This window comes from Rhizobacter sp. P5_A1 (assembly GCF_056400745.1).
Genome location: NZ_JBFUKR010000033.1, coordinates 39,416 through 52,111, shown reverse-complemented (window position 1 = coordinate 52,111; position 12,696 = coordinate 39,416). Strand labels below are relative to the sequence as shown.

The 12,696-nt window shown below is 69.1% G+C and carries 12 protein-coding genes; 1 reads left to right on the top strand and 11 read right to left on the bottom strand.

What is annotated here, in order from left to right:
* Positions 1 to 2 precede the first annotated feature (2 nt).
* The 10 genes from AC1DTW_RS24700 to AC1DTW_RS24655 are packed head-to-tail and all read right to left on the bottom strand — an operon-like array spanning position 3 to position 9,313.
* Positions 3 to 899, bottom strand: a complete 897-nt coding sequence (locus AC1DTW_RS24700) for a peptidoglycan DD-metalloendopeptidase family protein (RefSeq protein WP_477984054.1) — start codon at positions 897 to 899, stop codon at positions 3 to 5.
* A gap of 11 nt (positions 900 to 910) precedes the next feature.
* On the bottom strand, positions 911 to 1,900 hold the full coding sequence (gene dhaK, locus AC1DTW_RS24695; protein ID WP_477984053.1) for a dihydroxyacetone kinase subunit DhaK: 990 nt from the start codon (positions 1,898 to 1,900) through the stop codon (positions 911 to 913).
* Positions 1,901 to 1,945: 45 nt separating this feature from the next.
* Positions 1,946 to 2,533, bottom strand: coding sequence for a dihydroxyacetone kinase subunit DhaL (dhaL, locus tag AC1DTW_RS24690; protein WP_477984052.1), 588 nt, complete (start codon positions 2,531 to 2,533; stop codon positions 1,946 to 1,948).
* Between the two features lie 13 nt (positions 2,534 to 2,546).
* The gene (locus tag AC1DTW_RS24685; RefSeq protein WP_477984051.1) at positions 2,547 to 3,581 is read right to left on the bottom strand and encodes an ABC transporter ATP-binding protein; all 1,035 of its coding nucleotides are present in this window, start codon (positions 3,579 to 3,581) and stop codon (positions 2,547 to 2,549) included.
* Positions 3,574 to 4,713 carry an ABC transporter ATP-binding protein gene (locus AC1DTW_RS24680; protein ID WP_477984050.1) on the bottom strand — a complete coding sequence of 380 codons (1,140 nt, stop codon included), beginning with the start codon at positions 4,711 to 4,713 and terminating at the stop codon, positions 3,574 to 3,576. The genes AC1DTW_RS24685 and AC1DTW_RS24680 overlap by 8 nt, the downstream gene beginning before the upstream one ends.
* Positions 4,714 to 4,717: 4 nt before the next feature.
* Complete coding sequence (locus AC1DTW_RS24675) at positions 4,718 to 4,909, bottom strand: hypothetical protein (protein WP_477984049.1); 192 nt, start codon at positions 4,907 to 4,909, stop codon at positions 4,718 to 4,720.
* Entirely contained in the window at positions 4,906 to 5,874 is a 969-nt protein-coding gene (locus AC1DTW_RS24670; protein ID WP_477984048.1) for a carbohydrate ABC transporter permease, read from the bottom strand. Before AC1DTW_RS24670 ends, AC1DTW_RS24675 begins: the two co-directional genes overlap by 4 nt.
* A 10-nt stretch (positions 5,875 to 5,884) precedes the next feature.
* Positions 5,885 to 6,838: a carbohydrate ABC transporter permease gene (locus AC1DTW_RS24665; RefSeq protein WP_477984047.1), complete on the bottom strand. Its 954-nt coding sequence runs from the start codon at positions 6,836 to 6,838 to the stop codon at positions 5,885 to 5,887.
* 43 nt (positions 6,839 to 6,881) lie between these two features.
* A complete protein-coding gene (locus AC1DTW_RS24660) occupies positions 6,882 to 8,222 on the bottom strand; it encodes an ABC transporter substrate-binding protein (RefSeq protein ID WP_477984046.1) in 1,341 nt (446 codons plus the stop codon).
* A gap of 56 nt (positions 8,223 to 8,278) precedes the next feature.
* The gene (locus AC1DTW_RS24655) at positions 8,279 to 9,313 is read right to left on the bottom strand and encodes a LacI family DNA-binding transcriptional regulator (RefSeq protein ID WP_477984045.1); all 1,035 of its coding nucleotides are present in this window, start codon (positions 9,311 to 9,313) and stop codon (positions 8,279 to 8,281) included.
* Between the two features lie 314 nt (positions 9,314 to 9,627).
* Between AC1DTW_RS24655 and AC1DTW_RS24650 the strand changes: the two genes are divergently transcribed.
* Positions 9,628 to 10,713, top strand: a complete 1,086-nt coding sequence (locus AC1DTW_RS24650; RefSeq protein WP_477984044.1) for a hypothetical protein — start codon at positions 9,628 to 9,630, stop codon at positions 10,711 to 10,713.
* 29 nt (positions 10,714 to 10,742) lie between these two features.
* Here the strand turns inward: AC1DTW_RS24650 and AC1DTW_RS24645 are convergent, their stop codons facing one another.
* Positions 10,743 to 12,533, bottom strand: coding sequence for a glutamine--tRNA ligase/YqeY domain fusion protein (locus tag AC1DTW_RS24645; RefSeq protein ID WP_477984043.1), 1,791 nt, complete (start codon positions 12,531 to 12,533; stop codon positions 10,743 to 10,745).
* Positions 12,534 to 12,696 lie beyond the last annotated feature (163 nt).

Below are 12,696 nucleotides of genomic sequence, written 5' to 3'. Positions count from 1 at the left end.
GATCAGCGCGCCGGCGTCGCCGGTTCGGCCGCGGAAGGCGCGAGGAACAGCGCCGGATCGACCAGCGCCCGGTTCAGGCTGACCGACCAGTGCAGGTGCGGCCCGGTCGCGCGGCCGGTGGCGCCGACCGCGCCGAGCGTCGCGCCCGCGGGCAGCACGTCGCCGACGGCGACCGAGATCGCCGACAGGTGGCAGTACATCGTCAGCAGGCCGGCGCCGTGGTCGAGCCAGACGGTGTTGCCGTTGAAGAAGTAGTCGCCGGTGTCGATCACTCGGCCCGCGGCCGGCGCGACGACCTTGGTTCCGGCCGCGGCCGCGATGTCCATGCCGCTGTGCGGATTGCGCGACTGGCCGTTGAACACGCGGCGCAGCCCGAACGAGCTGGAGCGGCGCCCGGGCACCGGTTGCCGCAGCCACAGCGTCTCGGGCGGCGTCTCGCTGAAGGTCGCGACCACCTCCTTCAGGTGCGCGGCCTCGCGCTCGTAGCGCGCCAGGTCCTGCTTCGACAGATCGACCTGGCCGGGCGCGACCTGCAGCTGCTGCTCGGCGTAGCGGAACGGCTGGATCGTGAACGGCAGCGAGCTCTCGACGCCATCGGCGCGCCGCACGGTGACGCCGCCGCGGCCGGGTTTCGCGGCGAGCGCAATGCCGAGCACGGCGGTCCACTGCGAGCCCTCGCGCAGCACCATCACCGGGACGCCGTTGACGCTGACCTGCGGCGCCTCGCGCGACGCGCCGAGCGCGAGGCGCGCGACGCCGCCCGGCGCGAGGCGCTGCTGCGGCAGATCGAGCGCGCTCGCCGCGGCTGCGGCCAGGCAGAGCAGCGCGGCGACGAGCGCCTGGGTCAATGCGCGGTCGAGCTTTCGGGACGGTCGAAGGGATGAAAGGGCGGGGTGCATGCCCGCGAGTTTCACATGCCCCAGCGCAGTGCCGGCGTGTGCAGCGGCGCATCCCACAGCGCGAGCGTCGCGTCGTCGACCGCGCTGACGGTGATCGAGCAGCCCGCCATCTCGAGCGAGGTCACGTACGAGCCGGTCAGGTGGCGCACCACCTTCACGCCGGCCTCGGTCAGGACCTTCAGCGTCGCGTCGACCATCAGGTAGAGCTCGAGCAGCGGCGTGCCGCCGAAGCCGTTGACGAGCAGGATCACCCGCTGGCCGCGCGGCAGCGACAGGTCCTTCAGCACCGCGCCGGTCAGCTCGGCGGCGATCTCGTCGGCCGTGCCGAGCCGCACGCGCTTGCGCCCGGGCTCGCCGTGGATGCCGACGCCCATCTCCATCTCGTCGGCGCCGATCTGGAACGTCGGCTTGGCCGCGGCCGGCACGGTGCACGAGGTCAGCGCCACGCCCATCGACGCGGTCGCCTTGTTGACCGCGTCGCCGAGCGCCTTCAGCTGCGCCAGGCTGTCGCCGCGCTCGGCGGCCGCGCCGACGATGCGCTCGACGATCAACGTGCCGGCGACGCCGCGGCGCCCGGTCGTGTAGGTCGAGTTCTCGACCGCGACGTCGTCGTTGACGATCACGGTTTCGTTGTCATGGTCCAGCATCTCGGCGGCCATCTGGAAGTTCATCATGTCGCCGGAGTAGTTCTTGACGATGAACAGCACGCCGGCGCCGGTGTCGACCGCGTTGGCGGCGGCGAGCATCTGGTCGGGCGTCGGCGATGTGAACACCTGGCCGGGGCAGGCCGCGTCGAGCATGCCGTGGCCGACGAAGCCGGCATGCAGCGGCTCGTGGCCCGAGCCGCCGCCGGAGATCAGCGCGACCTTGCCGGGCTTCGGCGTGCGGCGCCGCACGAACTGGTGCGCCGCGCCGAGCGTGACGATGTCAGCGTGCGCGGCGGCGAAGCCGTCGAGCGATTCGGTCAGCAGGCTGTCGACGTGGTTGATCAGCTTCTTCATTCGGTCACCTCGGGAACGTGGAGAACGGGGGTCGCGCCGCGTGGTTCAGAGCCTGTCACAGACCGCGACCATGATCAACGCCATCGAGCGCGAGCCGGGGTCGACATGGCCCAGCGCCCGGTCGCCGAGGAACGACGCGCGGCCGCGGATCGCGTCCATCCGGGCGGTCGCCTGCGCGCTGTCGAGCGCGCACTGGCGAACGCGCGCGACCAGGTCGGCGCCGCCGAGCGCCAGCACCTGCTGCACCGGCGCCAGCACGTCGAGCAGCGTCTTCTGGCCGACCTCGGCCTTGCCCAGACGGGTCAGCGCCTTGATCCCGGCGTCGATCGCGCGCGCGAGGTCGGCGGCTGCCGGCGCCGCGGGCAGCTCCTTCGAGAGCGTGACGAGCAGCGTGCCGAAGACCGGTCCGGAAGAGCCACCGATCGTCGACATGCAGGTCATCCCCATCGTGCGCAGCGCATCGTTCAGCGGCTGGCCGGCCAGCTCGCCGAGCCGCGCCTGGATCGCCAGCGCGCCGCGGCGCATGTTCAGGCCGTGGTCGCCGTCGCCGATCGCCTGGTCGAGCGTCGTCAGCTCGTCGACGTGGTCGATCAAGGTCTGCGTCGCATCGCGGATGAGCTCGGCGTGAGTCATGTGATCCTCCCTGTCATGTGGTGATGCGCCGGCCGTCGGCGTCGAACCACAGCGGCCGCAGCAGCTCGACCTGCACCGCATCGCCGGGCTCGAAGCTCGCGCCGGGTGGCGCCGCGGTGATCAGCTCCTGCTCGCTGTCGTCCAGACCCACGTGCACGAGGTGCAGGTCGCTCAGGCGTTCGATGCGCCTGACGCGCGCGTGGCGGTGGCGATCGTTGTCGTGGATGCCGGCGCGGTGCAGCCGCAGGTGCTCGGCGCGCGCGCCGACCGTGACGGCATCTGCCGGTGCCGGCACGCCGGCGACGAGCGCGCGCGGCATCAGGTTGATGCGCGGCGAGCCCAGGCGCGCCGCGACATAGCTGCTGACCGGGTCTTCGTAGATCTGCTGCGGCGTGCCGACCTGCACCAGCCGGCCGTGCTCGAGCACGCCGACGCGGCTGGCCATCGTCAGCGCCTCGATCTGGTCGTGGGTCACGTACAGCATCGTCGCGCCCAGGTCCTGCTGGATGCGCTTGAGCTCGAGTCGCAGGTCGTTGCGCAGCTTCGCGTCGAGCGACGACAGCGGCTCGTCCATCAGGTACAGCGAGGGGTCGCGCACCAGCGCGCGGCCGATCGCGACGCGCTGCATCTGCCCGCCCGAGAGCCGGGTCGCGGGGTTCTGCAGCTTGTCGGCGATGCGCAGCATCTGCGCGACTTCAACCACCTTGCGGCGGATCTCGGCCTCGGGCGTCGGGTGCAGCGGCGAGCGCAGCGGGAACGCGAGGTTGTCGTACACGCTCAGGTGCGGATAGAGCGAGTACTGCTGGAACACGAAGGCGACATCGCGCAGCGCCGGCGCGAGCGCGGTCACGTCGCGCCCGGCGATGTGGATGTGTCCGGCGTCGGGCGTCTCGAGGCCGGCCACCAGGCGCAGCGTCGTCGTTTTGCCGGCGCCGCTCGGGCCGAGCAGCACGACGAACTCGCCGCTGGCGATATCGAGGGTCAATCCGTCGATCGCCTGGATCGCGCCGAAGCGCTTCGCGATGCCGGTCAGGCGCAGGTCAGCCATCGCGGGCTCCGTTGCCGTTGACGTTGCGGCGGCGCCCGGTGTGCGGGCGATCGTCGCGTGCGGTGCGCAGCGCACGGCCGGACTCTCGATCGAACAGCGAGACCGCGGCGGCGTCGAAGGCCAGGCCGACCTGGTCGCCGCGCCGTGCGCCGCTCGCCACGTCGACCTTCGCGCGCAAGGTCGCGCCCTGTGCGGTGCTCACGGTGACGATCCGGCTCGCGCCGAGGTATTCGGTGCCGAGCACCTCGGCGCGCAGCGGCGATGCGTCGTCGAGCCGCACGTGCTCGGGGCGCACGCCACACAGCAGCGCGCGCGCCGAGACATCCTCGCGCAGCGCGGGCACGGCGATCTGCGCGGCACCGATCTGCACCGCGCTCGCACCGCTGGCGAGCGCGGCCTCGAAGGGCAGGAAGTTCATCGCCGGGGCGCCGATGAAGTCGGCGACGAACACGCTCGCCGGCCGCTCGTAGACCTCGAGCGGGGCGCCGAGCTGCTCGATCACGCCCTGGTTCATGATCGCGATCGTGTCGGCCATCGCCATCGCCTCCATCTGGTCGTGCGTGACGTAGACGGTGGTCGCGTTCAGGCGGTCGTGCAGCGCGCGCAGCTCGTGGCACATCACCTCGCGGAACTCGGAGTCGAGCGCGCCGAGCGGCTCGTCCATCAGGAAGGCGAGCGGCTGGCGCACGATCGCGCGGCCCAGCGCGACGCGCTGGCGGTCGCCGCTCGACAGGCCCGAGACCGGCTTGTCGAGCAGCCCGCTGATGCGCAGGATGCGTGCGGCCTGTTCGACCTGCGCGTCGATCTCGGAACGCAGCATGCCTTGCGAGACGAGCGGGAACGCGATGTTGCGGCGCACGTTCATGTGCGGGTACAGCGCGAACATCTGGAACACGAACGCGATGTCGCGCGCCGAGGCGCGCTTGAAGCTCACGTCTTCCGCGCCGAGGAAGATCTGCCCCGAGGTCGGCAGCTCCAGGCCGGCGATCATGCGCAAGGTCGTGGTCTTGCCGCAGCCCGAGGGGCCGAGCAGGCAGAAGAACTCGCCGTCGCGCACCGTGAAGCTCGAGTCCTTCACCGCGGTGAAGTCGGCGAAGGCCTTGTGCAGCTGGTGAACGCGGATCTCGGCCATCACGCTACTCGGGGAATTTGGAGACGACCATGAACATGGCGGTCCCGAACAAGGTCGTCACGAATGACCAGGTGTAGAGCAGCATCGCAAAGGGCTGCAGCATCATCACGAGGCCGAGCGTGATGACGATGCAGGCCAGCATCTCCATGCGCCCCCGGCGCAGCCACTCTGGCCACCTCTTCGATGGGGCTTTCATTTGCGCACCGCTCCGAAGGTGATGCCGCGCAGCAGGTGCTTGCGCAGCAGGATCGTGAACACGAGGATCGGGATCAGGAACAGCGTGGTGCCGGCCGCGACCGCCGGCCAGTCCTGCCCACCCTCGCCGATGATGATCGGGATGAACGGCGGCGCGGTCTGCGCGGTGCCCGAGGTCAGCAGCACCGCGAACGCGTACTCGTTCCACGCGAAGATCAGGCAGAAGATCGCTGTCGCGACGATGCCGGTCGTCGCCTGCGGCAGCACCACCTTGCGGAAGGCCTGCAGGCGCGTGTAGCCGTCGACCATCGCGGCCTCTTCGTACTCGCGCGGGATCTCGTCGATGAAGCCCTTCAGCAGCCACACCGCGAGCGAGACATTGACCGCGCTGTACAGCAGGATCATGCCGAGGCGCGTGTCAGACAGCCCGAGCTCGCGGTACATCAGGTAGATCGGGATCGCGACCGCGATCGGCGGCATCATCCGCGTCGACAGGATGAAGAACAGCAGGTCGTCCTTCAACGGCACCTTGAAGCGCGAGAACGCGTACGCCGCCATCACGCCGAAGCCGACCGACAGCAGCGTCGAGCCGAACGCGATGATCAGCGAGTTGACGAAGCGCGGCATGAAGTTCGAGGCGCCGGCGACCACCATGTTGGCGTTGCGCGCGACCTTGTCGCAGGTGTCGGTGGCGGGCGGCAATGCGGCGATGTATTCCGGCGTCTGGCGCGAGCGCGTCGTGAACAGGTTGCAGTAGCCCTCGGCCGACGGCGTGAACAGGATCTTCGGCGGGTAGCTGATCGAATCGGGCGGTGTCTTGAAGCCGGTCAGGATGATCCAGACCAGCGGCACGATCGTGACCAGCGCGTACAGCGCGACGAGTGTGCCGGCGATCCAGCGCGACTGCGCGCTCGGCTCGACGACCGAGTGTGCGGTGCTGATCCCTCTCGCGATGCTGATGCTCATCGGGTGCCCCTCACCGGTTCTTGACGCGGTTCAGCGCCTTGACGTAGATGTTGGCCAGGCCGAACACCGCGACGAACAGGATGATCGCGAACGCCGACGAGTAGCCGGTGCGCCACTTCTCGAAGGCCTCGCGCTTCAGCGTGATCGACGCGAGCTCGGTGGCCGACCCCGGCCCGCCCGAGGTCAGCAGGTTGACCATGTCGAACATCTTGAAGTTCTCGATGCCGCGGAACAGCACCGCCAGCATGACGAACGGCAGCACCATCGGCAGCGTGATCGACCAGAACTGGCGCCACGCCGACGCGCGGTCGACCTCGGCCGCTTCGTAGATGTAGTCGGGGATCGAACGCAGGCCCGCGAGGCAGATCAGCATCACGTAGGGCGTCCACATCCAGGTGTCGACGATGATGATGGCCCAGGGCGCCAGCCTGACCGAGCCGATCATCTCGAACGACGACGGCGGCACGCCGGTCAGGAACGACACCGCGTAGTTGAACAGGCCCGTCTGCGGCTGGTACAGAAAGGCCCAGAAGTTGCCGACGACGGCCGGCGACAACATCATCGGGATCAGGATCATCGTGGTCCAGAAGCCGTGGCCGCGGAACTTGCGATCGATCAGGTAGGCGAGCGCGAAGCCGATCAGCGTCTGCAGCAGGATGGTCCAGAACAGGAAGTGCGCGGTGGCCTGCATCGCGACCCAGATGTCGGGGTCGGTCAGCACCGAGACGTAGTTGTCGATGCCCACGCCAAGCACGTTCGCATTCGGCCGGTTCGCGCGGAAGTTCGTGAACGAGAGCTTGATCGTCCAGATCAGCGGGAAGATGTTGATCGCGAGCAGCAGCAGCATCGTCGGGCCGACGAACAGCCACGCGATCGAGCGATCCGACAGCCCGCGCATGCGCGTGGCCAGCACCGGGGGGGTGGCCTGCGCAGCGCGTGCGACGAGCGTGGAAGGGACCGACATCGGTGGCCTGTGAGGATGCGGCTGCTGTGTTGTCGACTGCGATCTACTTCGACTTCCCGTCTTCCTTGAACACCTTCTTCCAGTCGACCACCAGCCCGTCGAGCGCCTCCTTCGCCGTGCCCTTGTCGGCGACCACGTAGTCGTGCACGCGCTTTTGCATCGCCAGCATCAGCTGCGCGTACGAGGGTTCGGCCCAGAAGTCGACCACCATGTCCATCGAGTCGAGGAAGGCCTGCGCGAACGGCGAGCTCTTCGGGTAGCCCGGGTCGTTCAGCACCGACTTCGCGGCCGACGAGCCGCCGATCGCCTGCCACTTCTTCTGCACGTCGGGGCTGGCGAACCACTTGATGTACTGCAGCGATTCGTTGCGGTTCGGCGAGTACGCGACCACCGAGATGCCCTGGCCGCCGAGCTGCACGCCCTTGGCCTTGTCGGCGGGGTTCGTGAAGAAGCCGATCTTCTCGCCGCCGACGTTCGGGTCCTTGTACAGGCCGGGGAAGAACGCGAACCAGTTCATCATCATCGCGACCTGGCCCGACTTGAAGGCGTCCAGGCCCTCGCCCATGTAGGCGTTGGTCAGGCCCGGCGGCGTGCTGCCCTTGTAGAGCGCCTTGTAGAACTCGAGGCCTTTCACCGCGTCGGGCGAATTGACGAAACCGTCCATCGCATACGGCTTCTTCGGGTCCTCGTACTTGAAGCCCATCGGGTAGAGCACGTTGGTCACGCCCATCGTGATGCCTTCGGAGCCGCGCTCGGTGAACAGGTAGGCACCGTAGACCTTCTTGCCGTCGATCATGCGGCCCTGGAAGAACTCGGAGACCTGCCTGAACTGCTCCCAGGTCTTCGGCGGTGCGAGCTCGCGATTGAACTTCTTCTTGAACTCGGTCTGGATCTCGGGCCTGGCGAACCAGTCCTTGCGGTAGGTCCAGCCGACCGCATCGGCCATCGCCGGCAGGGCCCAGTAGTTCGGCGTGTTCTTCGGCCACTCCGCGTAGCCGACCACCGTGGCGGGCGCGAAATCGGTCATCTTGATGCCTTCCTTCGCGAAGAAGTCATTCAGCTTGACGTAGTGGCCGTTCTCGGCCGACCCGCCGATCCACTGGCTGTCGCCGATGATCAGGTCGCACAGCTTGCCCTTCGAGTTGAGCTCGTTGAGCATGCGGTCGGCGAAGTTCGTCCAGGGCACGAACTCGAACTTCATCTTCACGCCGCTCTTCGCGGTGAAGTCTTTCGAGAGTTCGACCAGCGCGTTCGCCGGGTCCCAGGCGGCCCAGCACAGCGTGATGGTCTTGTCCTGCGCGCGCACCGATGTGCTCGCCAGGCTGAGGGCGGCCACTGCAGCGAGGGCGATCACCCCCGGCAGCATCTTCGAGATGGTTTTCATGAGGCTGTCTCCAACAGGGTTCGTGAGTTCAGGGACGACACACACCGGACCGCCGCTCAATGAAGGTTTTCGGCCGTCAGGATCTCGACGCGCGGCTGCACCACGTTGAGTGCGCCGCGAACGTTCTCGCACAGCGCGCGCAGCACCCGCGCCGCGCTCAGCACGCAGTAATGGATGTCCTGGTGCAGGACATACGACAGGCCGTTCGCGGCCAGCAGCGCGCGATGCGCCTCGGTGAAGTCGTGCGCGACGACGCCGGTGTGCGGCGCCAGGCCCGCCGCTTCGAGCGCGCGAACCACGCCGGCACTGCCCGAGCCGACGTTGTAGAGGCCGGCCACGCGCGCCGCCTCGGCGGCGTCGGACCGCAGGAATTGCAGCAGCGTCTCGCTGGCGCCCATCTCGTCGGCCGGCAGGTCGGGTGTGCGCAGCATGCGCAGCTTCGGGAAGCGCTCTTCGATGACCTGCGCGAAGCCGATGCGCCGCTCGATCTCCGCCGACAGCCGCGTCGCCTGCGACGAGAGCAGCAGCGTGTCGCGCCCGGCGGCATTCGCCATGCGCGCCAGCAGCAGGCCGGCGGTGCGGCCAGCGGCGCGGTTGTCGGCACCGATGCAGGTCTCGCGCATCGAGCCGGCGACATCGGAGAAGAAGGTCACGACGTGCACGCCCGCGCGCACCAGCTCGTTGATCGCGAGCTTGATCGGCGGCAGATCGGGGGCGAGCAGCGCGATCCCCTCGCACTCGCCGACCTGGGCCAGCTCGGCGGCGAAGCGCGCCGGATCCGACGTGTCGATGCGATGCGTGACCTCGGTGATGTGGGCGTGCCGGAAGTCTCCCGCCGCCTGCGCGATCTGCCGGTCGAGCAGTTCGAGGAACGGCGACTCCTCGGCCGGCAGCACGAACGCGAACCGGAAGTTCTCGCCGCGCCTCGGCCGCCCGGGCTGTTGCGGTGCGCCCAGCTCGCCAACCACCTGCAGCACGCGCTGCACGGTCTCGGCATTGACGCCGGGGCGGCGGTTCAGGACCCGGTCGACCGTCGCGGTACCGACGCCCGCGAGGCGGGCGATTTCGGCGATGGTGGGTGCGGCGGACATCGGCTGGGTTGGCTTGATGCGATGACTTTAATAACATCAATAATTAAATCAATCAGGGTTTAACTGGAGTTGGAGAAGGGTCGACGGCGTGCCCGCAGCGATTGCCCGGGCCGGCGCAACATCGCGTTACCCCGAGTCCAGAAAGGCGCTCATTTGCCCGGATCGCGTCGCGTGGGCGACGACCAAGATCGTCATCCCGACGCGGTGAACCGCGACAAATCGCACACGCGGAAACGTCGCGTCGCGCGGTCCGGGACTTGCGAGCGTCACGCGGCCATGCGCGCGGGCAGCCATGACGAAAACGGGAGCAGCAGATGGGTGCGATTCGAGTTGAAGTTCGGCACTGGATCATCACCAGCCTGCTGGCCGCCTGCACCGTCTGGCTCGGCGGCTGCACGACCGCCGGCCTGCTGGTCGGCGCCGTCGGCGTCGCGACCGACACCAGCGTGACCTGGGAAATCGCCAAGCACCTGCACGCGAAGATGACCGAGGGCGACGACATCGCGTGCCATCGCCTCGACAGCGTGCAGCGCGCGCTGAATCTGCGCTGCGGCCCGTTCGTGCCGGGCAGCTTGCGCGCGGCGGATCTGCAGCACAACCCGCTGCAGGGCTGCGCGCTCGCCGTCGCGGTGCGCGAGCCGCGCTTCTGGCCGGCGTTGCCCGAGTTCATCGAGAAGGGCGCGCTGCCTGAAACCTGCGCGCGGTCCCCGCTGGTCGAACTCGCGCAGGCCCAGGACTGCCCCGACTTTTCGAGCGCCTCGCCGGCGGTGCTGCAATCGCTGCGCTGGCTCGCCGAGGTGGACGCGCGGTCGGTCCACCATGACGTGATGCGCCTGCTCAGCTGCCCGAACGCGCAGCGCGCAGGGCTCGACCGCGCGCTCGAGACCTGGCTCGCGCAAGGCGTGCTCGATGTCGGCAGGATTTCGTTCGGCCCGCTCGGCGCGCTGCACCCCGACTACCTCGCCACACCTTTCGCGCATGCCCTCGAAGCGCAGGGCCACACGGCGCGGCAAGGCCTCGGCGGCTACGACGGCGTGCAGCCGCGCGGCTTCGAGCTCGCGCTGCGCGGCAGCCACTGGGCCGCGCTCGACTGGTGGCTCACGCGCGTGCCCGAGCTCGCGAACCGCGTGCCGCCGACGCAGGCCAACCAGCTGCCCTGGCTGCCGCTCGCGCGCGTGCTGACGCCGAACTTCCTGAGCCAGCCGGCGACCCAGACCGAGATGGTCGAGTTCCTGCTCGCGCGTGGCGCGAACCCGTGGCAGAAGCTGCCGTTCGATGCCGGCAGCTCGGTCGTGCAGTACGCGCGCGCGCTGAAGAGCCCGCAGCTGGCGCTGCTCGACCCGCCGATCATGCCGGTCGTGGTGGCCGCGACCGCAACACCGGGCGGTCCGGGGCAGTAGGGCCTACGCGCCGCGCAGCGGCGCGCGGATCACTTGCCCCACGAATCCTTCAGCGCTGCGATCCGGTTGATCACCGGCCTGCCGGCCGTGTGATCGACGCGGTCGGCGACGAAGTAGCCGTGGCGCTCGAACTGGAACTTGTCGTCGGGCTGCGCGTTCGCGAGCGAGGGCTCGACGAAGCCGCGGACGACCTGCTTGCTGTGCGGGTTCAGCGCGGCCTTGAAATCCTTGCCGCCGGCGTCGGGCTGCGCTTCGGTGAAGAGGCGGTCGTACAGGCGCAGTTCGGCGGCGACCGCGTCGTGCACGCCGACCCAGGTGATCGTGCCCTTGACCTTCACCGCATCGGCGCCGGGCGTGCCGCTCCGGGTGTCGGGCACGATGGTCGCGGTGACGGCGGTGATCGCGCCGCTCGCATCCTTCTCGCAGCCGGTGCACTCGATCACGTGGCCGTACTTGAGCCGCACCTTGTTGCCCGGGAAGAGCCGGAAGAAGCCCTTGGCCGGCACCTCGGCGAAATCGTCGCGCTCGATCCAGACCTCGCTGCCCAGGCTGAATGCACGCGGCGCGAGTTCGGGCCGGTGCGGATTCGCCGGCGCGTGGCAGCGCTCGCGAGCGTCCGCGCTGCCGAACAGCTCGGCCCAGTTCGTCAGCTTGAGCCGGACCGGGTCGACGACCGCCATCGCGCGCGGCGCTTTGGCCTCGAGGTCTTCGCGCAGCGCGATGTCGAGGCTCGCGTAGTCGGTCCAGCCGCCGGCCTTGCTGGTGCCGGCGCGCTCGCACATCAGGCGGATCGCCTCGGGCGTGTAGCCGCGCCGGCGCAGGCCGACGATCGTCGGCATGCGCGGGTCGTCCCAGCCGTCGACGATCTTCTCGTCGACGAGCTCGCGCAGCTTGCGCTTGCTGGTGATCACGTAGGTCACGTTCAGGCGCGCGAACTCGTGCTGGTGCGGCCGCGGTTGCGCGAGCAGGCCCAGCGTGCACAGCGTGTCGAGCAGCCAGTCGTACCAGGGCCGCTGGTCTTCGAACTCGAGCGTGCAGATGCTGTGCGTGATGCCTTCGAGCGCGTCCTCGATCGGGTGCGCATACGCGTACATCGGATAGATGCACCAGGTGTCGCCGGTGTTGTGGTGCGTCGCGTGCTTGATGCGGTACAGCGCCGGGTCGCGCAGGTTGATGTTCGGGCTCGCCATGTCGAGCTTCGCGCGCAGCACCGCGGCGCCGTCGGGCAGCGCGCCGTCGCGCATCGCGCGAAAGCGCGCGAGGTTCTCGGCCGGCGTGCGGCTGCGGAACGGGCTGTCGGTGCCGGCGTGGCCGAAGTCGCCGCGGTTCGCGCGCATCGCGTCGGCGCTCTGCTCGTCGACGTAGGCCAGGCCCGCGCCGATCAGCGCCTCGGCGGCGCGGTACATGAAGTCGAAATAGTTGCTCGCGCAGTAGAGGTGCTCGACGCCGTTCGCCTGCCAGTCGAAGCCCAGCCAGCGCACCGCGTCGAGGATCGCGTCGACGTACTCCTGCTCCTCCTTCTCGGGGTTCGTGTCGTCGAAGCGCAGGTGACAGATGCCACCGTACTCGGCCGCGAGGCCGAAGTTCAGCGTGATGCTCTTCGCGTGTCCGATGTGCAGGTAGCCGTTCGGCTCGGGCGGAAAACGCGTGCGGATCTTCGCCGGGTCGGGCTGGCCGGCCGCATGGTGCGCCGCATCGCCCGGCGTGCCGGCGAAGCGGCGCTGCGCGTAGATGCCGTCGGCCAGATCGCGCTCGACGATCTGGCGCAGGAAGTTGCTGCTGGTGCTGCGTGCGGAGGCGTTGTCGGCGGGTGCGGTCATGGGTGATCAGGCGTGCCCGGCGTTCGGGCCGGCGCTGGGAAGCTGGGTTCGATTCTGCCAGCAACGACTCCTTACCTCCGGTCACGCCGCGGGGTCAACGCGGGCCGGGCCGTCCCGCGTTGAAGGCGTACCAAGCCGCACCTGCGGCGAGCCCAAGGAGAGC